17 protein-coding genes and 1 riboswitch are annotated in these 23,599 nt (G+C 65.6%); of the genes, 14 read left to right on the top strand and 3 right to left on the bottom strand.

Features of this window, described 5'->3' with window-relative positions; all coding sequences use genetic code 11:
• Positions 1-172: 172 nt before the first annotated feature.
• Together clpX and J2805_RS22030 are read left to right on the top strand one after the other, a co-directional pair.
• Positions 173-1,462, top strand: a complete 1,290-nt coding sequence (clpX, locus tag J2805_RS22035) for an ATP-dependent Clp protease ATP-binding subunit ClpX (RefSeq protein WP_309980127.1) — start codon at positions 173-175, stop codon at positions 1,460-1,462.
• Positions 1,463-1,529: 67 nt separating this feature from the next.
• Positions 1,530-2,144, top strand: coding sequence for a mycothiol-dependent nitroreductase Rv2466c family protein (locus J2805_RS22030; RefSeq protein ID WP_309980125.1), 615 nt, complete (start codon positions 1,530-1,532; stop codon positions 2,142-2,144).
• A gap of 421 nt (positions 2,145-2,565) precedes the next feature.
• Here J2805_RS22030 and valS read toward each other — a convergent pair whose 3' ends face one another.
• Positions 2,566-5,187, bottom strand: coding sequence for a valine--tRNA ligase (valS, locus tag J2805_RS22025; protein ID WP_309980123.1), 2,622 nt, complete (start codon positions 5,185-5,187; stop codon positions 2,566-2,568).
• Positions 5,188-5,248: 61 nt separating this feature from the next.
• Between valS and J2805_RS22020 the strand changes: the two genes are divergently transcribed.
• Positions 5,249-5,608: a DUF488 domain-containing protein gene (locus J2805_RS22020; protein WP_309980122.1), complete on the top strand. Its 360-nt coding sequence runs from the start codon at positions 5,249-5,251 to the stop codon at positions 5,606-5,608.
• A 9-nt stretch (positions 5,609-5,617) separates the two neighbouring features.
• The gene (locus J2805_RS22015; protein WP_309980121.1) at positions 5,618-6,379 is read left to right on the top strand and encodes an SDR family oxidoreductase; all 762 of its coding nucleotides are present in this window, start codon (positions 5,618-5,620) and stop codon (positions 6,377-6,379) included.
• A 7-nt stretch (positions 6,380-6,386) separates the two neighbouring features.
• Here the strand turns inward: J2805_RS22015 and J2805_RS22010 are convergent, their stop codons facing one another.
• Positions 6,387-7,412, bottom strand: a complete 1,026-nt coding sequence (locus J2805_RS22010) for an endonuclease/exonuclease/phosphatase family protein (protein ID WP_309980120.1) — start codon at positions 7,410-7,412, stop codon at positions 6,387-6,389.
• A 376-nt stretch (positions 7,413-7,788) separates the two neighbouring features.
• Here J2805_RS22010 and ileS point away from each other — a divergent pair, with 376 nt between their 5' ends.
• Genes ileS through ndk form a run of 4 tightly spaced genes read left to right on the top strand, consistent with a single transcriptional unit; the run spans position 7,789 to position 13,407 of the window.
• Positions 7,789-11,142: an isoleucine--tRNA ligase gene (gene ileS, locus J2805_RS22005; protein ID WP_309980118.1), complete on the top strand. Its 3,354-nt coding sequence runs from the start codon at positions 7,789-7,791 to the stop codon at positions 11,140-11,142.
• A 3-nt stretch (positions 11,143-11,145) separates the two neighbouring features.
• On the top strand, positions 11,146-12,504 hold the full coding sequence (locus J2805_RS22000) for a bifunctional folylpolyglutamate synthase/dihydrofolate synthase (protein ID WP_309980116.1): 1,359 nt from the start codon (positions 11,146-11,148) through the stop codon (positions 12,502-12,504).
• A gap of 2 nt (positions 12,505-12,506) precedes the next feature.
• A complete protein-coding gene (locus tag J2805_RS21995) occupies positions 12,507-12,950 on the top strand; it encodes a DUF4233 domain-containing protein (protein ID WP_309980114.1) in 444 nt (147 codons plus the stop codon).
• A gap of 37 nt (positions 12,951-12,987) precedes the next feature.
• Complete coding sequence (ndk, locus tag J2805_RS21990; protein WP_307047593.1) at positions 12,988-13,407, top strand: nucleoside-diphosphate kinase; 420 nt, start codon at positions 12,988-12,990, stop codon at positions 13,405-13,407.
• 122 nt (positions 13,408-13,529) lie between these two features.
• On the opposite strand, the gene J2805_RS21985 is transcribed toward ndk, so the two are convergent.
• A complete protein-coding gene (locus J2805_RS21985; RefSeq protein WP_396134459.1) occupies positions 13,530-14,201 on the bottom strand; it encodes a vitamin K epoxide reductase family protein in 672 nt (223 codons plus the stop codon).
• 469 nt (positions 14,202-14,670) lie between these two features.
• Here J2805_RS21985 and J2805_RS21980 point away from each other — a divergent pair, with 469 nt between their 5' ends.
• From J2805_RS21980 to proB, 6 genes are all read left to right on the top strand, one after another.
• Entirely contained in the window at positions 14,671-17,994 is a 3,324-nt protein-coding gene (locus J2805_RS21980; RefSeq protein ID WP_309980111.1) for an Rne/Rng family ribonuclease, read from the top strand.
• 102 nt (positions 17,995-18,096) lie between these two features.
• A riboswitch (TPP riboswitch) is annotated at positions 18,097-18,194 on the top strand.
• Complete coding sequence (locus tag J2805_RS21975) at positions 18,177-19,766, top strand: bifunctional hydroxymethylpyrimidine kinase/phosphomethylpyrimidine kinase (protein WP_309980109.1); 1,590 nt, start codon at positions 18,177-18,179, stop codon at positions 19,764-19,766. (Overlaps the previous riboswitch by 18 nt.)
• Positions 19,767-20,089: 323 nt before the next feature.
• Positions 20,090-20,398, top strand: coding sequence for a 50S ribosomal protein L21 (rplU, locus tag J2805_RS21970; RefSeq protein WP_011692233.1), 309 nt, complete (start codon positions 20,090-20,092; stop codon positions 20,396-20,398).
• A gap of 61 nt (positions 20,399-20,459) precedes the next feature.
• Positions 20,460-20,723 carry a 50S ribosomal protein L27 gene (gene rpmA / locus J2805_RS21965; RefSeq protein ID WP_009372867.1) on the top strand — a complete coding sequence of 88 codons (264 nt, stop codon included), beginning with the start codon at positions 20,460-20,462 and terminating at the stop codon, positions 20,721-20,723.
• A gap of 116 nt (positions 20,724-20,839) precedes the next feature.
• Positions 20,840-22,429: a GTPase ObgE gene (obgE, locus tag J2805_RS21960; protein WP_309980107.1), complete on the top strand. Its 1,590-nt coding sequence runs from the start codon at positions 20,840-20,842 to the stop codon at positions 22,427-22,429.
• A 64-nt stretch (positions 22,430-22,493) separates the two neighbouring features.
• Positions 22,494-23,591, top strand: a complete 1,098-nt coding sequence (proB, locus tag J2805_RS21955) for a glutamate 5-kinase (protein ID WP_309980225.1) — start codon at positions 22,494-22,496, stop codon at positions 23,589-23,591.
• Positions 23,592-23,599: the final 8 nt, after the last annotated feature.

Raw genomic sequence — 23,599 nt, 5'->3', positions numbered from 1 at the left:
GGTTCATCCAAAATGGACCGCACCGGCTTTCGTTTTCAACGCGTAAGGTTCCACCCCTCAGGCCGAATGTGACCTAGAGTGGAACATGTCACGGCCGGACCTTCCGGACCCACCGTGATTCCAGCAACCGGTGCAGTGCTGCAGTAGCAGCAAGATACTAAGGGGTTCACATATGGCTCGGATTGGCGAGAGCACGGATCTGCTGAAGTGCTCTTTCTGCGGAAAGAGCCAAAAGCAGGTGCGAAAGCTCATTGCCGGGCCCGGGGTCTACATCTGCGACGAGTGCATTGAACTCTGCAACGAGATCATTGAAGAGGAGCTCGCGGAAGTAGCGGACCTCGGCAGCTTCGAACTGCCCAAGCCGCGCGAGATCTTCGACTTCCTGCAGGAATACGTCATCGGCCAGGAGCCGGCCAAGCGCTCACTCGCCGTCGCGGTTTACAACCACTACAAGCGGATCCAGGCCGGCCACGCTCCGAAGAGCGGCAGCCTCGCCGAAGGCGTCCATCACGACGACGTCGAGATCGCCAAATCGAACATCCTCCTGATCGGCCCCACCGGTTGCGGCAAGACCTACCTCGCCCAGACCCTGGCCAGGCGCCTCAACGTTCCGTTCGCTGTCGCTGACGCCACGGCACTGACCGAGGCCGGGTACGTTGGCGAGGACGTCGAAAACATCCTCCTGAAGCTCATTCAGGCCGCTGACTACGACGTCAAGAAGGCCGAACAGGGCATCATCTACATTGACGAGATCGACAAGATCTCCCGCAAGAGCGAGAACCCTTCCATCACCCGGGATGTCTCCGGTGAAGGCGTTCAGCAGGCGCTGCTGAAGATCCTGGAAGGCACCGTGGCCTCGGTTCCCCCGCAGGGCGGGCGGAAGCACCCCCACCAGGAATTCATCCAGATCGACACCACCAACGTGCTGTTCATTGTTGCCGGAGCGTTCGCGGGGCTCGAGGACATCATTGGCTCCCGGTCCGGCCGCAAGGGCATCGGCTTCGGCGCCCCGCTCAACGAAGTCAAGAACAACTCCGATTCCTACGGTGAGGTCATGCCGGAGGACCTGCTCAAGTTTGGGCTGATCCCCGAATTCATCGGCCGGCTTCCCGTCATCACCACGGTCTCGAACCTGGACCGGCCCGCATTGATCCAGATTCTCTCCACGCCCAAGAATGCGCTGGTGAAGCAGTACCAGAAGATGTTCCAGCTCGATGGCGTCGAACTGCTGTTCGACGACGCCGCGCTGGACATGATTGCTGACCAGGCACTCGAGCGGGGCACCGGCGCCCGCGGACTCCGCGCCATCATGGAGGAAGTCCTGCTGCCGGTCATGTTCGACCTTCCCAGCCGGGACGACATCGCCAGCGTTGTTATCACCGCCGACGTCGTGGCGAAGAAGTCCCAGCCCACCATGATCGCCCACGATGTTGTGGCGAAGCGCCGGAATAAATCCGCTTAGTTCGTCGCTCTTGGTAGATGTGTGCCCGACGCGCGCACGCCCTGATGACTTTTACGAGGAGATTTCCGTGCCTGAAACCACCGCGAGCAAAGCCGACTTCTGGTTCGACCCTCTGTGCCCTTTCGCCTGGATTACATCCCGCTGGGTGGGCGAAGTGGAGGAAGTCCGGAACATCGACACCGAATGGCATGTCATGAGCCTCGCCGTCCTGAATGAGGGACGCGAGCTAGACCCGGGCTACCGCGAAATGATGGACAAGGCGTGGGGCCCCGTCCGCGTCATCATCGCCGCCCGGGAGCAGCACGGCGACCAGGTCATCAAGCCCCTGTATGACGCCATGGGCAGCCTGATCCATAACGCCGGCGAGAAGGACTTCGGCGTCGTGATCAGCAAGGCCCTGGCCGAGTGCGGCCTCCCGGCCGGGCTCGCGGCCGAAGCGTCCTCGGACGCCTTCGACGAGCAGCTTCGCGCCAGCCACGAAGAGGGCATCTCCCTCGTGGGGCAGGACGTGGGAACGCCGGTAGTGGCCTTCAACGGCACGGCGTTTTTTGGTCCGGTACTGACACGGATTCCCCGGGGCGAGGAAGCCGGCCGCCTGTGGGACGCCGCTGTCACACTGGCCGAATACCCGCATTTCTTCGAGATCAAGCGCAGCCGCACCGAGCGCCCCGAATTCAACTGACTGCCCCCGGGGGGGGGACAGCCGCTTCGGCCCGAGAGAATTACTAGCTTGTAGTTCTTCCGAGACTCTTGCGGATCCCCGTGGGTGGGACAACAATAGTTCTTACCCACTTCGAAAGAAGAGGGACACGGAAACCAAAGATTCAGTGACACGCATCTGACGCAGCCTTCGGCAAAGTCAGAAGCTGGCTACCAGTGACGAGGTAGGAAGACCTGAAATTTCCGAGGATTCCGCCAGATTGTCACAGACGTCACGAGACAATCGAAAAGTCGAAGCCCCACCAACGGCAATACGCTGATGGGGCTTCCCCTTTGCCCAAAAACAGGAGCCCAAAAAACAGGAGCCCCAAAAACGGAAGCCCCACCAGCAGGACGCTGATGGGGCTTCGTGTTGTGGAGGGGTCCTGGCGGACCGGCTGGGCCTAGGCGCTGGGCGCGTCCTCCGGCTGGGCGAGCACAACACCGCTGACGGTGAGTTCGCCCTCGCCTGCCACGAGGGTCAGCTCGCGTGCGTTGGAGGCCGCCTTCAGGTCCGCAAGGCCGGCCTTCAGCTGCGTAGTGAGTGACTCCGTGGCCGTAATCGTCGCAGACAGTACCTCAGTGCGCTGCTTGACCTTGGCCTCGGACTTCGCCTTGCGGATGCCGCTCAGCGCAACCCCGACGGTCGCAAGCATGGTGGTGTCGCCGTCGGAGACCTCCAGCGGCGCCGGCCACTCGGCGCGGTGCACCGATCCGCTGCGCCACCAGCCCCAGACCTCTTCGGTGGCGAAGGGCAGGAAGGGCGCGAACAGCCTCAGCAGGGTATCCAGGCTCGTGGCCAGGGCCGCCAGCACGGAAGCCTGCTCTGCCTCGCCGGCGGCGCCGTAAGCGCGGTCCTTGATGAGCTCCACGTAATCGTCGGTGAACTGCCAGAAGAAGCTTTCGCTGATCTGCAGGGCGCGGGCGTAATCGTAGTTGGCGAAGGCCTTGGTGGCCTGCGCCACGACATCCGAGAGCTGCGCCAGTACCGCCCGGTCCAACGGGTTGGTGACCCCGGACAGATCCGCGGAAACCACGGAGTTCTCCGTGGCGCCAAGGTTCAGGACGAACTTCGAGGCGTTGAGGAGCTTGATGGCCAGGCGGCGGCCGATTTTCATCTGGGCGATTTCGTAGGCGGTGTCCGCGCCGAGCTTGGCCGAGGCCGCCCAGTAGCGCACCGCGTCCGAGCCGTACTCGTTGAGGACGTCGGTCGGGACAATCACGTTGCCCTTGGACTTGGACATCTTCTTGCGGTCCGGATCCAGGATCCAGCCGGAGATGGCCGCGTGCTTCCACGGTGCCGTGTCCTGCAGCGCGTCGGCGCGTACCGCGGTGGAAAACAGCCACGTGCGGATGATGTCGTGGGCCTGCGGGCGAACGTCAAACGGGAAAACCTTGGCAAAGAGCGCCTCGTCGGTGCTCCAGCCGCCCACGATCTGCGGTGTCAGCGAGGACGTGGCCCAGGTGTCGAGCACGTCGGCGTCACCGGTGAAGCCGCCGGGCGCATCGCGCTGGGCTTCTTCGTAGCCGGGAGCCGCATCGGCGGCCGGGTCGACCGGGAGCTGCTGATCCGAGGGCAGGATCGGGGCGTCGTAGTCGGGGTTGCCGTCTGCATCGAGCGGGTACCAGACCGGTACGGGCACACCGAAGAAGCGCTGGCGGGACACGAGCCAGTCGCCGTTCAGTCCGGAGATCCAGTTCTCGTAGCGTGACCGCATGAAGGCCGGGTGGAACTCGATCTCGTTGCCCCGGCCGATCAGGCGTTCGCGCCGGTCCTCGTCACGGCCGCCGTTGCGGATGTACCACTGGCGCGAGGTCACCACTTCGAGGGGCTTGTCGCCCTTCTCGAAGAAGTTGACCGGGTGCATGATCTTTTTGGGCTCGCCGTCGAGGAGTCCAGTGGCGGAGAGCTGCTCCACCACCGCTTCCTTGGCGCTGAAGACCGTCTTGCCGGCGATCGCCTCGAAGGCGGCGCGGCCTTCTTCAGTGGTGATCCAGTCCGGCGTCTCACCGATGATGCGGCCGTCGCGGCCCACGATCGCGCGGGTGGGCAGCTGGAGTTCGCGCCACCAGGTGACGTCGGTCAGGTCGCCGAAGGTGCAGACCATGGCGATGCCGGAGCCCTTGTCCGCCTTGGCGAGGTGGTGCGCCTTGACCTCCACCTCAACGCCGAACAGGGGAGAGGTGACCTTCTTGCCGAACAGCGGCTGGTACCGCTCGTCGTCGGGGTTCGCCACCAGGGCGGCACAGGCGGCCAGCAGTTCCGGGCGGGTGGTCTCGACGTAGATCTTTTCGCCGGCCTCGGTGAAGAACGGGTAGCGGTAGTAGGCGCCGGCAACTTCGCGGTCCTCGAGTTCGGCCTGGGCCACGGCGGTGCGGAACGTGACGTCCCACAGCGTGGGGGCTTCGGCCATGTAGGCGTCGCCTGCTGCGAGGTTGGCCAGGAAGGCGCGCTGGGAAATGGCCCGGGACTTGTCGTCGATGGTGCGGTAGGTCAGGTCCCAGTCGACGGAGAGGCCCAGCGTCTGGAAGAGGTTCTCGAAGACCTTCTCGTCCTCGACGGCGAGCTCCTCGCAGAGTTCGATGAAGTTGCGGCGGGAGATGACGTCGAAGTCGCGCTGGTTTTTGGCGGGCTCTGCCGGCGGGCGGTAGGCGGCGTCGTAGGAAATTGCCGGATCGCAGCGAACGCCGTAGTAGTTCTGGACGCGGCGTTCGGTGGGCAGGCCGTTGTCGTCCCAGCCCATCGGGTAGAAGACGTTCTTGCCGGTCATGCGCTGGTAGCGCGCCAGGACATCGGTCTGGGTGTAGGAGAACATGTGCCCCACGTGCAGGGAGCCCGATGCCGTGGGCGGGGGAGTGTCGATCGAGTAGACCTGCTCCCTGGTGGTCTCCCGGTTGAACTTGTAGGTCCCTTCGTCAAGCCAGCGCTGCGTCAGCGCAGCTTCCAGCCCCTCCAGGGCGGGCTTGTCCGGAACGTTGATAGGGGCAGTGGTGGGCGTGTCTGTACCCTGTTTGTCTTCAGCCATGGAGCAATTGTTTCATGATCTCTTCCATCGCCTGCGCGGCCCCCTGCCGTAGCATCCCGGTATGGACAACGCAGCCCCCAGGTTGGTGACCAAACGCATCTACGATGAACCGGCTGACGGCGACGGTTTCCGGGTTCTGGTGGACCGGCTCTGGCCGCGCGGCGTCAGCAAGGAACGGGCCCGGCTGGATCTCTGGCTCAAGGACATTGCACCGTCAGCCCCGCTGCGGACCGAATTCGCCCACATGAAGGAACGTTTCGCGGATTTCCGCGACCAATATGAGGCCGAACTCGAGAACAACCCGGCCGTGGCCACGCTGCGGGAACTGGCGGCGAAGCACCCGCGCGTCACGTTGCTCTATGGCGCCAGGGACCCCGAGGTCAACCACGCCCGTGTGCTGCTGGAGTTCCTCCGACGCTAGGGTGGTGCCATGACTGAGGTACAGCAAACGAAGGCAGCAGTAGTTACGGGAGCCAGCACGGGAATTGGCGAGGCCACGGTCCGCGCGCTGAGGGCCGAAGGGTGGAGGGTCTTTGCCGTGGCACGCCGCGCTGACCGCCTGGCAGCACTGGCAGCGGAAACCGGAGCCACGGCCGTGCCGGCGGACATCGCCGATGACGCGGACGTGGAACGTCTGCTTGCCGAAGTGACGCAGGCCGGCGGCATTGACACCCTCATCAACATTGCCGGCGGGGCCCGCGGCGCGGACCGGATCGCGGATGCCAAGACGGACGACTGGGCATGGATGTTCGAAGTGAACGTCCTGGGCACCATGAAACTGACCCGCGCCTTCTTGCCCATGCTCCGTGCCTGCGGGGAGGGAACTGTGCTGAACCTGACCTCGACGGCGGGACTTTCCGCGTATGAGGGCGGCGGCGGCTACAACGCGGCCAAGTTCGCGCAGCACGCCATGACCGGCGCGCTGCGGCTCGAAGAGGTGGAACACAACCTGCGTGTCATCGAGGTTGCTCCGGGCCTGGTCCACACCGAGGAGTTCGCCCTCAACAGGCTGGGGGACCAGGAGGCTGCCGGCAAGGTCTACCAGGGTGTCGAGAAGCCGCTCACGGCTGATGATGTCGCCGACGTGGTCCGCTACGCCGTCACAGCACCGCACCACGTCAACCTGGACCAGATCGTGATCCGGCCGGTTGCTCAGGCCGCAAACTACAAGCTCATCCGCAAGCAGGCCTGAGCAGGCGTCAGCCCGCCGGGACGGCGAGCGTCGCCCGGACTGCTGCATGGTCCGTTCCGGGGATGCGCTGAACCGCGTACCCGGAACCGGCGATGCCCGGGCTGGTTACCACGTGGTCGATGGCAATCCCGGGCAGCAGGGGTCCCTCCATCGGCCAGGTAGGCACGAGCCGCATGCCGGCGGCCATCCCCACATCCACCATTTTCCGGCCATCAGGGCCGCCGTCGAGGAGTTCACGGAACTCGGCGTGGTCGTAGGTGGCATTGAAGTCGCCGATGAGCAGCCGGTTGCCCGGACGCGCGGCCAGGCCGGCCACGGCGGCCAGGTCGCTGCGCCACTGGCCAACGCGGACGTCAACCGGCGGCAGCGCATGGACGTTCGCCACCTCGAGGACCGCCGTCGTTCCCGAACCTTCAACGCTGACCCGGACCACCGGCATCTGGAATGGCGTGTCCGGCACAACGCCGACAGCCTCCATGCGGTGCGCCGAATAGACGGCGCTGCCGCCGCCGTCGTCCGTGGGGTCGCTGATCCTGTTCGGCAGCAAAGCGGACAGCCCGGCGGCCGCCAGCCTGTCTTCGAGCCCCCGGGAATGTTCCTGGACCGTCAACAGAGCGACGCCGTTCTCCCGCACCAGCCGGACAATCTCCGCCGCATCGGCCTGGCCGAATTCCGAATTGATGTTCATGACCGTCAGCGGCACTGCCTGCGTACCGGCATCGGAAGTGCTGCGGCCGTGGTCCAGCGGGAACAGCCACAAGAGCTGGACCCCCAGCAGGGCAGCCGTGAGCCAGACCAGCCACCTACGTCGGCCAACAACGGCCAGAAGCAACGCGGTGCCGGCCGGGATCACCAGCCAAGGAGTGAAGGACAGCAGCTGAACGACGACGGTGGGCCACTCAACCGGAACGGCACGGAACAGGGACAGGACCGCCACCGGCAAGGAAACCAGTGCGGCGAGGACCGGCCACACGACGGACCGGCGGCGTTGCTGACGGCCGGCGGCGGCGGAAACCGGTGTGGAGATGGTCATGGGCCCGAGTCTATGCAGTGTTCTTCAGGAAACCCGGCGGCAGGGATGCGCAGTTACGTGCAGCTAAGTGTAGTTACGTGCAGTTTCATGCAGTTTTCTGGGTAGAATCGAGTATCAGCTTTGACCCGGCCATCACCGGTGAGCTTCCGGAAGAACCTCCGGGCCCTGCGGCGCAGGAACCCGGACCAGTAGACCCGGACGGGTAAGCCCGTCACAGCAGCAATGAGCGGCCGACGCCGGTGCTCCCCTTTCGCAGGGGACCGGCGACGGTAAGTGAGGTGGTACCGCGGTGCCGGTGCTGTTGCAAAACAGCGTACGGGCCGTCCTCGCATCCTGAATGATCCACTTGTTCACTAGCTCAACCCAGGATGTCGAGATGACTCATTACCCCAAGGCCTCTGCCGCACTGTCAGGCTCCGGTTCCACTACGTCTGCTTCCAACACCTCTGGCGTGTCTGCCTCCGTGAAGTTTCCGGAGGTCGAAGAACGGATCCTCAAGTACTGGGACCAGGACGGCACCTTCCAGGCGAGCATCGACCAGCGCAGCGCAGATACGCCCGGCGGTGAACCCGGCAGCAACGAGTTCGTCTTCTACGACGGCCCTCCCTTCGCCAATGGGCTGCCGCACTACGGCCACCTGCTGACCGGCTACGCCAAGGACCTGGTGGGCCGCTACCAGACGCAGCGCGGCCGCCGCGTCGAGCGCCGCTTCGGGTGGGACACCCACGGCCTCCCCGCCGAGCTGGAAGCCATGAAGCAGCTGGGGATGACGGACAAGACCCAGATCGAGGCCATGGGCATCGACAAGTTCAACGACGCCTGCCGCGCATCCGTCATGAAATACGCGGACGAGTGGAAGAGCTACGTCACCCGCCAGGCCCGCTGGGTGGACTTCGACAACGACTACAAGACGCTCAACGTCGAGTACATGGAGTCCGTGCTCTGGGCCTTCAAGCAGCTGCACGAGAAGGGCCTGACCTACAACGGCTACCGGGTCCTGCCGTACTGCTGGAAGGACGAGACGCCGCTGTCCAACCATGAACTGCGCATGGACGACGACGTCTACAAGAACCGCCAGGACCAGACCGTCACCGTCACGTTCCCCATCACGGCAGGGGAGTCGGAGCTGTCCAGGCAGCTCGCCGGCGTGCAGGCGCTCGCCTGGACCACCACGCCCTGGACGCTGCCCACCAACCTGGCGCTCGCCGTCGGGCCTTCAATCACGTACGCCGTGCTGCCCGCCGGCCCCAACGGCATCAAGGCGGCATCCCCGGAGGCCCCTGTCTCGGGCAGCTTCCTGCTCGCCGCCGACCTGCTGGGCACCTACGCCAAGGACCTGGGCTACGGCGACGGCACCGCCGGCGTCGAAGCCGCCGAGGCCGCGGTAACCGCCACCTACACCGGTGCCGAACTGGCAGGGCTGCAGTACCAGCCGCTCTGGACCGACTTCAGCGATGCCGAGAAGTTCGGCACGGAGAACGCCTGGCGCTTCCTCGTGGCCGACTACGTCACCACCACCGACGGCACCGGCATCGTCCACCAGGCGCCTGCCTACGGTGAAGACGACCAGAAGGTCTGTGAAGAGGCCGGCATCCCGGTAGTCCTGTCCGTCGACGAAGGCGCGAAGTTCCTGCCGCTGTTCTCGCACGGCGACCTGCACGACATCGTCGGCCTGCAGGTGTTCGAGGCCAACAAGCCCATCACCCAGGTTCTCCGCGCGCACGGCCGCCTGGTCCGGCAGGCCAGTTACGAGCACAGCTACCCGCACTGCTGGCGTTGCCGCAACCCGCTGATCTACCGCGCGGTGTCCTCCTGGTACGTGGAGGTCACCAAGTTCAAGGACCGCATGTCCGAGCTGAACCAGGAGATCAACTGGATCCCCGGCAACGTCAAGGACGGCCAGTTCGGCAAGTGGCTGGCCAACGCCCGCGACTGGTCCATCAGCCGCAACCGCTACTGGGGCAGCCCCATCCCGGTGTGGCAGTCCAGCGACCCCGAATACCCGCGCACCGACGTCTACGGCTCGCTCGCCGAGATCGAGGCGGACTTCGGGCGGCTCCCGCTGAACAAGGACGGGCAGGTTGACCTGCACCGGCCGTTCATCGATGAACTGACCCGCCCCAACCCCGACGACCCCCGCACCCCGGAAGAGGGCCAGTCCGTGATGCGCCGCGTCGAGGACGTCCTGGACGTCTGGTTCGATTCCGGCTCCATGCCGTACGGCCAGGTCCACTACCCGTTCCAGAACGAGGAATGGTTCGACACCCACAACCCGGCAGACTTCATCGTCGAGTACATCGGGCAGACCCGCGGCTGGTTCTACATGCTCCACATCCTGTCCACGGCGCTGTTCGACCGGCCGGCCTTCCGCAACGTCATCAGCCACGGCATCGTGCTCGGCTCGGACGGGCAGAAGATGTCCAAGAGCCTGCGCAACTACCCGGACGTCTCCGAGGTCCTGGACCGTGACGGCTCCGACGCCATGCGCTGGTTCCTGATGTCCAGCCCCATCCTGCGCGGCGGCAACCTTGTGGTCACCGAGCAGGGCATCCGCGACGGCGTCCGCCAGGTCATCCTGCCGCTGTGGAACGTGTACAGCTTCTTCACGCTGTACACCAACGCCGCGTCTGGCGGTAGCGGCTACGACGCCAAGCTGCGCTACGACGGGTACGCCGACACGCTGGACCAGTACCTCCTGGCCAACACCGGGGATTTGGTCCGCAACATGACAGCCCAGCTGGACAGCTACGACATCTCCGGTGCCTGCGACGAACTTCGCAGCTACCTGGACATGCTCACCAACTGGTACGTCCGCCGCAGCCGCCAGCGCTTCTTTGACGAAAGCGTCGACGCGTTTGACGCGCTCTACACCGCACTGGAGACCGTCTCCCGGGTGGCCGCGTCGCTGCTGCCACTGGTCTCCGAGGAGATCTGGCGCGGCCTCACCGGCGGGCGCTCCGTGCACCTGGCCGACTGGCCGGACGCTGACCTCTTCCCGGCCAACCCGGAACTCGTCGAGGCGATGGACCGCGTGCAGCAGATCTGCTCCACCGGCTCCTCGCTGCGCAAGGCGGCGAACCTCCGCGTCCGCCTGCCGCTGCAGGAGCTCACCGTTGTGGCACCCGGCGCGGATGCGCTGGGAGGCTTCGCCGCCGTCGTCGCCGATGAACTGAACCTGCGCTCCGTCCGGCTGCTGGACGCCGAGAGCGCCTCCCCGGAGGAGTTCGGCATCGAGCAGAAGCTCGTGGTCAATGCACGTGCCGCCGGACCGCGCCTGGGCAAGAACGTCCAGCAGGCCATCAAGGGCGCCAAGTCCGGCGACTGGTCCGTTTCGGAGGCCGGCGTTGTGACTGCGGGCGGGCTCGACCTCGAACCGCAGGAATACACGCTGGAAACAGTCGTGGCGGAAGCCGCGGAGGGAGCCGGCGCACGGGCCGCTGCGGTACTGCCCGGCGGCGGCTTTGTGGTCCTCAACACCGAGGTCACGCCCGAACTGGAAGCCGAAGGCCTGGCCCGGGACATGGTCCGTGCCATCCAGCAGGCCCGAAAGGATGCCGGCCTCAATGTGAGCGACCGGATCCGCACCACCGTGACCGCCGCGCAGAACGTCATCGACGCACTGGAAGCCAATGCCGGACTCATCAGGACCGAAACCCTGACAGTGGACTTGGGCACCGTTGCGGCAGATTCCGCAGAACCGCAGATCAGCGTTGAAAAAGTAGAGGCCTAAGCAATGACAGACGAATTTTCCGTAGAGAGCGTCTACGCCGAGCTGCTGGGCCGGGCGCCGGAAAACAAGATGGAACCGCGCCTCGCGCCGCTGTTCCGGGCCATGGACGTGCTGGGGGAACCCAACAAGGCGTTCCCGATCATCCATGTCACCGGCACCAACGGCAAGACGTCCACGGCGCGGATGATCGAGTCCGGGCTCCGGGCCCACGGGCTGAGCACCGGAAGGTACACGAGCCCGCACCTGTCCAAGGTGACCGAGCGGATCAGCATCGACGGCGCACCGGTATCGGATGAGACCTTCGTCCGGATCTGGGACGAGATCCGGCCGTACCTGCAGATCGTGGACGGCGAGCTTGAGGCCGAGGGCCAGCCCCGGCTGACGTACTTCGAATGCCTCACCATTCTGGCGTTCGCCGTCTTTGCCGACCAGCCGGTCAACGTGGCCGTGATGGAGGTGGGCCTGGGCGGCATCACCGATGCCACGAACGTCGGTGACGGCCAGGTTGCCGTGGTCACGCCCATCTCGCTGGACCACACCGACCTGCTCGGCGACACCACGGAAGAGATTGCCTACGAAAAGGCGGGCATCATCAAGCCCGGGGGCTTCCTGGTCAGCGCCGCGCAGCCCGTCGGCGCCGCCCAGGTCCTGCTGGAAAAAGCACGGGAAGTCCAGGCGCCCTACCGCTTCGAAGGCGTGGAATTCGGCGTCGAGTCGCGGACCGTTGCCGTCGGCGGCCAAGTGGTTACCATCCAGGGCCTTGCCGGACGGTACGAGGAATTGCTCGTGCCCCTGCACGGAGCCCACCAGGCGGAGAACGCCGCCGTCGCCATTGCTGCGCTTGAGGCGTTCTTCGGCGGGGAGAAGGCGCTTGACGCCGAAGTCCTCCAGGAAGCGTTTGCTTCGGTCACGTCGCCCGGCCGGCTGGAGGTCCTCCGGACTGCCCCGACCATCATCGTGGATGCCGCCCATAACCCCGAGGGGATCCGGGTTTCGGCCGAGGCCATCCATGAAGCCTTCAGCTTCACCAAACTGGTAGTGGTTGTTGGTGTCCTGAAGGAGAAAGACGCCGAGGAGATTCTCCGTCAGCTCAAGGAATCCCTGGGCGACCTCGCAGCGGAATACTGTTTCACCCAGTCCAACTCGCCCCGGGCGGTACCGGCCGAGGACCTCGCCGAACTTGCGCTGGACCTGGGCTTCGGCGAAGACAACATCCACGTTGCCGAAAAACTCGACGACGCCTTGGAATGGGCCGTGGAGCATGCCGAAGCCAATGAGGACCTCGCCGGCGGCGTCCTGGTGACCGGCTCCATCACGCTCGTGGCAGAGGCCCGGATCCTGCTCGGAAAGGCCGGCGCCTGACCATGGCTCGACTCACAAAGGCGCAGCGGGAGTGGCGGCCGGGCATGCCCAAGAAGCGCCGCTCCACCAAAGTCATGTTCGCCTCCACGGTCCTGGTGCTCGAAGGGTTCGTCGCGTTCTTCGCCACGCTGGCGGTCTTTGGACTCCGGCGCGACGAGTTCCCGCCTGCAGTGATTCTGTCGGTGGGCATCGTCCTGAGCCTGGTGCTCGTGCTGACCTGCGCCGTGCTGTCCAGGCCCTGGGGTGTGGCACTGGGCTGGATCCTGCAGCTCGTCCTGATCTTCACCGGGTTCATTGAGCCGATGATGTTCGTGGTGGGGCTCCTCTTTGCCGTGGCCTGGTGGTACGGGATCAGGACCGGCATCCGGATCGACCGCGAGGCCGCCCAGCGCGAACGCGAACAGGCGGAGTGGGAAGCGGCCCACCCCGACGGCGAAACCAACTAGACTAATCCCAAACCCCACCAACCACATTGGAGCAGCTGTGAGCATTGAGCGCACCCTCGTCCTGATCAAGCCCGACGGCGTAACCCGCAACCTGACCGGCGCCATCCTTGGCCGGATTGAAGCCAAGGGCTACAACCTCACCGAGCTCAAGAAGGTCGACGCCAGCCGCGAACTGCTGGAGCAGCACTACGAGGAGCATGTGGGCAAGCCCTTCTACGAGCCGCTCGTGGAGTTCATGCTCAGCGGACCCGTTGTTGCCGCGATCTTCGAGGGCCACCGCGTCATCGAGGGCTTCCGTTCCCTCGCCGGCACCACGGACCCGACGACGGCGGCGCCCGGCACCATCCGCGGTGACTTCGGCCGCGACTGGGGCCTGAAGGTCCAGCAGAACCTGGTGCACGGTTCGGACTCGGTCGAGTCCGCAGAACGCGAGATCAAGATCTGGTTCCAGGACTAAGCACCCTCCCTTAAGCGCGAGCGTACAGTTGAGGCCCCCTTTTCCTATGGAAACGGGGGCCTCAACTGTACGCTCGCGCCTTTTTGCGCCGCGGGGACGGGCCGGAAGTGTACGTTCGCGCTTTAGTACCCGGAGGTCCCGATGAACACCTGGATGAAGGCGAAGAAGATGGTGGCGATGACGGCCACGTAAAGCAGGGCCGTGACGATCCAGCCGGAGTCGCCCACGATCTTGGCCGGGCCGGCGGGAACCTTGATCACTCCATGCGAGATATTCCGGACCGTGACCCACACGAAGAGCGGGATCATCGCTGCCCAGACCACCATGCAGAACGGGCAGAGGATGTGGATGGAATACAGGGCCTGCGACCACAGCCACACCACGAACGCGAAGCCCAGCGTCACACCGGCCTGGAGGCCAAGCCAGTACCAGCGGGCAAACCTTGCCCCGGAAAGGACAGCCATGCCCGTGGTGATGATGACGGCGAACGCCACGATGCCAATGAACATGTTGGGGAAGCCGAAGACCGAGCTCTGCCAGGTCTGCATGACAGCGCCGCACGAGACCCACGGATTGATGTCGCAGGCCGTGACGTGGTTCGGATCCTTGAGGACCTCGAGCTTTTCCAGGACGAGGGCGCCTGAGGCAAGCCAGCCGACGATGCCGGTGATCACCAGGAGCCATCCGAACGGTTTGTCCCTGGTCATGGGAGGCAGGCCTTCCTGCGTCTTTGCACGCTCGCGGAGGCTACCGTCAACCATGTCGTCCTGCGTGGAATTGGAGATGCTGGGCATGGGATGTTGCGTCCTTTTTCTCGAGGGCTCCTCGCCCTGATTGTAACGCCGGAGGCTGGAAGGGCTGCACAGACTCCGGCCGAACGTGCCCTGATTGTGGCCGGACCGGCCCTGCTTCCCGCCCGATTGACCGAGCGTATGAGAGAATGAAGCTGGCTGGAATACGATCCACATTCGGATTCCGGTCCGGTGGCTCGTTTGTAAGACCGCCAATGATGAGCAGGGCACGCTCCGGATCCACGATAGATCCCGGCTTTCCCGCAATTCCATTGGACGGCACCTGGTTGTGGCTTGAGGAACAACGGGTTTCAGAACGGCGTCGCCGGCCCTCCAGGGCTGCCGCACCCCACTGCCGGTGCGAACCTGAGGGTATCCAATTGACTTCTGTCAACGCCTGCGGGTTTTGACAATATGTGCCCCAATGGGTGCCGGATGTGGCGGTACGTCAGGGGCAGGAGTGTCGCCACATATGGATAATGACCAAGTTCTAGCCGTTAATGAAGAAGCCGCTGCCAGCGAAGAGGCGGCAGCACCCGAAGCGCCCAAGAGGGCCACCCGGACAAGGCGCAAGGCCGCCCCCAAGGCGGAAGCCGAACCGGAGGCAGCTCCGGCGGAGGCCGCAGCGGCCGGTATCGCCGCTGAGGAAAAGCCGCCGGCACGCCGCAGCCGTTCACGCAAGAAAGTCGAGCCCGCCGAACCGCTCCCGGTCTTCGCTGAGGACACCGCCGCTGAGGTGGATTCCGCTCCCGTTGCTGCCGCTCCGGCTGCCGCCGCGGACGAAGCTCCCGTTGAGGCCGCCGCCGTTGAAAAGCCCGTCCGCCGCCGCGCCTCCCGTGCCAAAGCCCCCGCGAAAGCCGTAGAGGCCCAGCCGGCTGCTGAGCCCGCCGCCGAGCCCGCACCGTCCGCTGAGCCCGCTGCTGAGTCCGCTCCGGTCGCTGAGCCTGCGCCCGCCGAGGAAGCCGCGCCCGTCGCTGAAGCAGCAGCTCCGGAGGAAGCAGCAGCCGCCGAGCCGGAAAAGCCCGCAACTGCAGAAGCCGGCAGCCCGGTGGGCGCGCTGTTCCTGGAACCCGGCTCGGTCACCTCGATGATCTTCCAGGCACCCGACCTGAGCACCGTGGTCCGCCCCGCCGCGACGCCCGCCGCGGCAGTCGAGGAAACTGAAGAGGAAGAAACGGACGACGACGGCGATGTTGACGCCGCCGGCCGCCGTCGCCGCCGCAGCCGCGGACGCCGCGGACGCAGCCGCGTGAGTGACCGCGAAGCCACCGGCGAGGCCGAAGACGCCGAGGGCGCCGCTGACGAGGACGCCGATGAGGAGTCCACCCGGACCACGGACGACGGCGTGACCTCCCGCCGCCGTCGTCGCCGCCGCCGTGGCGACCAGGACCTTGAGCTCACCGGCGGGGGAGACGACGACCCGCCCAACACCGTGACCCGCGTCCGCGCGCCCCGCGCCATCAGCGAGGCACCGGTCAACAACCGCGTCACGTCCGTCAAGGGCTCCACCCGGCTTGAAGCCAAGAAGCAGCGCCGCCGCGAATCCCGCGACACGGGCCGCCGCCGCACCGTCATCACCGAGGCCGAGTTCCTAGCCCGCCGTGAATCCGTGGACCGGCAAATGATTGTCCGCCAGCGCGACGACAGAATCCAGATCGGCGTCCTCGAAGACGGCGTCCTGGCAGAGCACTTCGTGTCCAAGACCCAGCAGGATTCCCTGATCGGCAACGTCTACCTGGGCAAGGTCCAGAACGTGCTGCCGTCCATGGAAGCCGCCTTCGTGGACATCGGACGCGGCCGGAACGCCGTGCTGTACGCCGGTGAAGTCAACTGGGATGTGGTCAACCTCGAAGGCAAGCAGCGCCGGATCGAGAACGCACTGAAGTCCGGCGACTCCGTGCTGGTCCAGGTCACCAAGGACCCGGTGGGCCACAAGGGCGCACGCCTGACCAGCCAGATCTCCCTGCCCGGCCGTTACCTCGTGTACGTTCCCGGCGGCTCCATGACCGGAATCTCCCGCAAGCTGCCCGACGTCGAACGCAACCGCCTCAAGCGGATCCTCAAGGACCGCCTGCCGGAAGATGCCGGCGTGATTGTCCGCACCGCTGCCGAGGGCGCTTCCGAGGAAGAGTTGACGCACGACATCAACCGCCTGCGTGCCCAGTGGGAAGGCATCGAAGGCCAGGCAACCTCCACCAAGATCCTCGCCCCCGAGCTGCTCTACGGCGAACCGGACCTCACCATCAAGGTGGTCCGCGACGTCTTCAACGAGGACTTCTCCAAGCTGATCGTCTCGGGCGAAGAAGCCTGGGACACCATCGAGGCCTATGTCACGTATGTGGCTCCGGACCTGGTGGGCCGGCTCGAAAAGTGGACCAAGGACCAGGACATCTTCTCGGCCTGGCGGATTGATGAGCAGATCCACAAGGCCCTGGACCGGAAGGTGTTCCTGCCGTCCGGCGGTTCCCTGGTCATCGACCGCACCGAAGCCATGACCGTGGTGGACGTGAACACCGGCAAGTTCACCGGCAGCGGCGGCAACCTCGAGGAAACCGTCACCAAGAACAACCTGGAAGCTGCCGAGGAAGTGGTGCGCCAGCTGCGCCTGCGGGATATCGGCGGCATCATCGTCATCGACTTCATCGACATGGTGCTGGAATCCAACCGCGACCTGGTGCTGCGCCGCATGGTGGAATGCCTGGGACGTGACAGGACCAAGCACCAGGTTGCTGAAGTGACCTCGCTGGGCCTTGTGCAGATGACCCGCAAGCGGATGGGCACCGGGCTCCTGGAGGTCTTCGGGGAGCAGTGCGAGGCCTGCGCCGGCCGCGGCATCGTCACCCACGACGAGCCCGTGGAGCACCGCCGCGCCAATACCGTTGCCGCCGAGCACCACGTCCAGCGGACGGAAGCACAGCCGCCTGTCCGCACGGAGCGCAAGAGCCGCCGTCGCGGAAAGGGCGGGCAGGCTCCCGAGGCCGCTCCGCTGACCCCGGCCGCTGTTCATCACGAACCCACCGACGCCGAGCGCCATGCCAAGGCTGAAGCTACCCGAGTGGCGCTGGCCAACATCGCTGCAGCGGCCCACGCCGCCCACCTGCACGACGCCGAAATCGGCCACGCCGCCCCCGCTGCGGCTGCCGCCGCCCCGGCAACCGGGCAGGCACCTGCAGCGCAGGCAACCCCGGCGCAGCCCGCTGCCACGCAGCACACGCCAACCCCGTCCTTGCCGACGGTTCGCCCGGCCAAGGTGTCGGAAGGCGAAGCCGCCGCCGCAGGGCGGCCCGCGGCTGTCCTGACCTTCGGCGGCGAGAAGGTTGCGCTGCCGTTCGTTGAGCACGCAGGGGAAACGCCGGCCAGCGGTGCGGCCCTGACCCTGGACCGCCTGGCCGAGGCGTTCGCTCACCTCGGCGAGCCGGCGGCCGACAGCCCGGCAGCACCGGGCTCCCCGGCTGAGCAGCAGGTTCCGGAGGTACACGCCCCCGCAGCCGAGGCGCCGGCAGTACGGGTTCCGGCAACCCGGGCACCGGTAGCGCAGGCTGCTGAAGCCGACTACACGGACCACACTGCGGTGCAGGGCCGGGCGCGACGTCCGCGCCGTAACCGCAGCGCGAGCCGTGCCCAGGGTGCAGCGAACGAAACGTCTGTGGAACACCACGAGACCGCTCCGGTCGCCGCGTCAGGCCACAGCCACGAGGCGAAGGCTCCGGAGGCGGCAGCAAAGGACGCCCCGGCAAAGGCCCCGGCCAACGAACCGATCATCCTTGGTGTGGGAGTACCGGCCTCCGAGCTCTAATCACACCAGCTGACTGTTATCGCGGGTGCGGTCCGAAGCGGCGTAGTAATACGCCGGTTCGGGCCGTACCCGCGAGTTCGTTAAAGGAAACAGCTAGGCTAGGGGACTGACACGGGGTGCCGCGCACAGGGCCGGCTGAGATCCACACCCGTTGAACCTGTCCGGTTAGCACCGGCGAAGGGATGTCTCCTTTGGCTTCATCATTCCTGCCCACCCCGGCTTCCGCTGCGGCCGTTTCAACTGCGCATTCCACCCTGCGCGCTACGCCGCGGGTGCTGGCCATCGCCGGATCGGACCCGTCCGGAGGGGCGGGGATCCAGGCAGACCTCAAAAGCATCGCCGCCAACGGCGGGTACGGCATGGCCGCCATTACCGCCCTGACGGCGCAGAACACCCACGGCGTCCGGGCCGTCCATGTACCCCCGGGGGACTTCCTGACCGCCCAGCTTGAGGCCATCAGTGACGACATCAGCATCGACGCCGTCAAGATCGGCATGCTCGGCGACTCCGCGGTGATTGCCGCCGTCCGCAGCTGGCTGGCCGAGGCCCGTCCCGCCGTCGTGGTTCTGGATCCCGTTATGGTGGCCACCAGCGGGGACCGGCTCCTGCAGGAAGCCGCCGAAGCGGAACTGCGGGAGCTCCTGCCACTCGCCGACCTGATCACGCCGAACCTCGCGGAACTGGCGATGCTCCTCAATGAACCCCTCGCAGTCGACTGGGAGGCGGCACTCGCCCAGGGCAAGCGGCTCGCCGCCCAGGCAGGCACCACCGTGCTCGTCAAGGGCGGGCATCTCGACGGCGGAGAGTGCCCGGACGCACTAGTCAACACCGAAGGGCTGCTGGCCCAGGATGTGGTGGTGGTTGACGGTGAGCGGATCGCCACCCGGAACAGCCACGGAACCGGGTGTTCCCTCTCGTCGGCCATGGCCACCGCACAGGCAAGGCTGGGGGACTGGGAGGCGTCCTTGCGTGCGGTCAAGCCGTGGCTTCAGGGGGCACTTCGGGAGTCCGATGCGCTGGACGTGGGAACCGGCAACGGCCCGGTCCACCACTTTCATCATTTGGCACCCGGTAATGCGGCCGAGCCGGCGGAAGGCCAGTTCGCTGCGGTACTCCGGCAGGACGCCGGGCCGGACCTGGACGACATCTACGCGCTGGACTTCATCCGCGCACTGGCCGACGGTTCCCTCACGGAACAGCATTTTGCCTATTACCTTGCCCAGGACGCCATCTACCTGAACGGCTACTCCAGGGTGCTGTCCCGCGCCTCCGCGATTGCCCCCACCGAGGCCGAGCAACTGTTCTGGGCACGATCGGCGCAGCAATGCCTTGAAGTCGAATCGGAACTGCACAGAACATGGCTGAGTACCCGTACCGTGGACTCCACCCTGGGCCCGGTGACCAAGTCCTATGTGGACCACCTGCTGGCCTCGTCTGTTTCCGGCAGCTACGGGGTGCTCGTTGCCGCGGTGCTCCCGTGCTTCTGGCTGTATGCCGAAGTGGGGGAGACGCTGCACGGGCAGTTCCTGGCGGACGGATCGCCGTCGGGCCATCCCTACGCCGACTGGCTGCGGACGTATGCGGACGAGGACTTCGCCGCAGCCACCAGACAGGCCGTGCGGATCGCCGACGCCGCCGCCCGCGCGGCCTCGGAAACGGAACGGCAGGCCATGCGGCTGGCCTTCCGGCAATCGTGCCGTTACGAGGTGGAGTTCTTCGACGCGCCGCGCCTGCACGCTGAACCGGAAAGCCTCCCGAAGCCGGTAGGATAGTGGGGCACGGTTCCGGAAGTCGTTGCAGTGGCAGTCCGTATTACACGGAGTGGCGCCTATCACGTACTACCCCCGGAGCCAGCCTCATTTGCGGCCGAAGGCAAAATTAGCGTATTCTAGATCTTCGGTGCTTACGCCAACACTTGGGTTATGACCCCGGATCAGTCCGTTTGGAATTACAAACGGAATAGTTCGTGGGATAACTCATGGGTTCCCCCGGGGAATCCACCGGCGTTGAGGCACAGCGTGAGCCAGGCCAAACAATTGGACCCAGGTTCCGCACGCAAATCTAGTAATAAACGTCGAGAGAAGTGAGTTCCCCAGTGGTGTACGCGATTGTCCGCGCAGGCGGCCGCCAAGAGAAGGTTTCCGTTGGAGACTTCGTTACCCTGAACCGCGTCCCCGGTGGAGCCGGCAGCACCATTGAGTTGCCCGCACTGCTCCTGGTAGACGGTGACAAAGTCACGTCTGCCGCTGCGGACCTGGCCAAGGTAACGGTTACGGCTGAGATCCTTCAGGACCTTCGTGGTCCGAAGATCGTCATCCAGAAGTTCAAGAACAAGACCGGGTACAAGAAGCGCCAGGGTCACCGTCAGGAACTGACCAAGGTCAAGATCACCGGTATCAAGTAACCTTCCGTTACTTTTCAGGTTTTCAGCAGATTCCCCAGAATTTTTAAGGCAGGCATTTCAAATGGCACATAAAAAAGGCGCGAGCTCCACTCGCAACGGTCGTGACTCCAACGCCCAGTACCTCGGCGTCAAGCGCTTCGGCGGCCAGGTAGTTTCCGCAGGCGAGATCATCGTCCGCCAGCGTGGCACCCACTTCCACCCGGGCGCCGGCGTAGGCCGTGGCGGCGACGACACCCTGTTCGCCCTGACCCCGGGCGCCGTCGAATTCGGCACCCGCCGCGGACGTCGAGTCGTGAACATCGTTGCTGCTGCAGCTGCAGAGTAACAACAAGATCTAAACCGGTGGAGCGGGCCATGATGGCCCGCTCCACTGTTCTTTTAACCGCATTACAATCAATTTGGGCGTCCAAGACGGTCAGGTTAAGCACAGAGGAGATTCACGTGGCGAGCTTTGTAGACCGGGTAGTACTGCACGTATCCGGCGGTACCGGCGGTCACGGCTGTGTCTCCGTCCACCGCGAAAAGTTCAAGCCCCTTGGCGGTCCCGACGGCGGCAACGGCGGTGACGGCGGCGACGTCATCCTGCGCGTTGACCCCCAGACCACCACGCTGCTGGATTACCACCACGCACCGCACCGCCACGCCACCAACGGCGGACCCGGCATGGGCGACTGGCGCGGCGGGAAAAACGGCGAAACGCTGATCCTTCCCGTTCCGGAAGGCACCGTAGTCAAGACCAAGGACGGCCGCGTCCTGGCCGACCTCGTCGGCGAAGGCACCGAGTTCGTCGCTGCCGCCGGCGGTCCCGGCGGACTGGGCAACGCCGCGCTTTCCTCGCAGAAGCGCCGCGCACCGGGCTTCGCCCTGCTCGGCATCGAAGGCGAATCCAGCGACATCGTCCTGGAGCTGAAGTCCATTGCGGACATCGCCCTCGTGGGCTTCCCGTCCGCAGGTAAATCGAGCCTCATCGCCGCCATGTCCGCGGCACGCCCCAAAATTGCCGACTACCCCTTCACCACCCTGATTCCCAACTTGGGCGTGGTGCAGGCCGGCGACGTCCGCTTCACCATCGCCGACGTCCCCGGGCTCATCGAAGGGGCCAGCGAAGGCAAGGGCCTGGGCCACCACTTCCTGCGGCACGTGGAGCGCTGCGCAGCTTTGGTTCATGTTTTGGATTGCGGTACGTTGGAATCTGACCGGGATCCGCTCTCCGACCTCGCCATCATCGAAGCCGAACTCGAGAAGTACGCGGTGGACATGAGCTATGCAGGCTCCGACGGCGAGGTTGTCCCGCTGAACCACCGCCCCCGGCTGGTGGCGCTGAACAAGGTCGATTTGCCGGACGGCAAGGACATGGCCGACTTCGTCCGGCCCGAGCTTGAGTCCCGCGGCTACCGTGTGTTCGAGATTTCCGCAACGAGCCATGAGGGCCTGCGACAGCTGGGCTTTGCGATGGCCGAGATCGTCAAGGCCGCCCGGGACGCCGTGGCTGCCACGCCGCCCAAGGTGCACGCACCTGTGCTGCGCCCACGGGCAGTCAACGAAACCGGCTTCAAGATCCGCCGCGAAGAGAAGAACCTCGAGCCGCTGTTCCGCGTGTTGGGCGACAAGCCCGTGCGCTGGGTCAAGCAGACCGACTTCACCAACGAGGAAGCCATTGGCTACCTCGCCGACCGCCTCGCCAAACTGGGTGTGGAAAACGAGCTGTTCAAGCAGGGCGCCAAGCCGGGTGACACCGTGGTTATCGGTGAAGACGACGGCGTGGTGTTCGACTGGGAGCCCACCATGATGGCAGGAGCCGAGCTGCTCGCCGCTCCGCGTGGCACCGACGTCCGCTTCGCCGATATCGGCGACCGCCCCACCCGCGGGCAGAAGCGCGACGAACAGCAGGAGCGCCGGGACGCCAAGGCAGCGGCCCGCGCCGAGCTTGAAGCCGAACGCAAAGCCGGCATTTGGACTGAATCAGTCAGCGGGCGCCGTGCCGCACGGCCGCTCAAGGAAAGCGGACTGACCACCGAGAATGAGGAGTGAACCCCCACACGTGACCGATAATTCCGCAATTGTCATCGAGGAACCCAGGACCGACGACCGCAGCATGCTCGCGAGGGCCCGCCGCATCGTAGTCAAGGTCGGATCGTCGTCGCTCACCAGCATCAAGGGTGGAATCTCCGAAGAGGCGCTGATCGAGCTGTCGGATGCGCTGGCCGCAAAGTGCAACGCCGGCACGGAGATCATCCTTGTTTCCTCCGGCGCCATCTCGGCGGGCCTCGCCCCGCTTGGCCTGGTGAAGCGCCCGCGCGACCTCGCCACCCAGCAGGCCGCTGCCAGCGTGGGGCAGGGGCTCCTGATGGCCCGCTACACCCATGCCTTCGCAGCGCACGGCGTGACGGTAAGCCAGGTGCTGCTGACCGCGGATGACCTCATGCGGCGCAGCCACCACCAGAACGCGTTCCGGGCATTGAACCGCCTGCTGAACTTGGGCGTGGTCCCCGTGGTCAACGAGAATGACACCGTCGCCACCCACAAGATCCGCTTCGGCGACAACGACCGGCTCTCGGCACTTGTGGCCCACCTGGTCCGCGCCGATGCACTGGTGCTGCTTTCCGACGTCGACTCCCTGTACGACGGTCCGCCCGCCAAGGGCGCCAAGCGGATCCCGCAGGTTGACGGCCCCCAGGACCTGGAGGGCGTGAACATCGGCAGCCCCGGCAAGGCCGGCGTCGGCACCGGCGGCATGCAAACCAAGGTCGAGGCCGCCACGATGGCAGCCGATTCGGGCATTCCCGCCCTTGTCACCTCAACGGCGAACGCGGCGGCCGCCCTGGCCGGCGAAGACGTGGGAACCTGGTTCTCGGTCAACAGCGGCCGCAAGTCCGTGCGCATGATGTGGCTCGCCCACCTGGCACACGTGCAGGGCCGCCTGATCCTCGACGACGGCGCCGTCAAGGCCGTCCGTGATAACCGCACCTCGCTGCTCCCGGCCGGTATTACGTCCGTTGAAGGCCACTTTGAATCGGGTGACGCCGTCGAAATGGTCGCGCCCGACGGTACCGTGATTGCCCGCGGCCTGGTCAACTATTCAGCCGATGAACTGCCGCAAATGCTGGGGCGTTCCACGGTGGAACTGGGGGAGTCCCTTGGGCGCGGTTTCGACCGTGAGGTTGTTCACGTTGACGACCTGGTTCTGGTCTAGCGGGCCGG

The sequence above is a fragment of the Arthrobacter oryzae genome (assembly GCF_031454875.1).
GTDB classification, from domain to species: domain Bacteria; phylum Actinomycetota; class Actinomycetes; order Actinomycetales; family Micrococcaceae; genus Arthrobacter; species Arthrobacter oryzae_D.
Note: the sequence above shows the minus strand (reverse complement) of the source record. Positions and strands in the feature narration are given on the sequence as shown.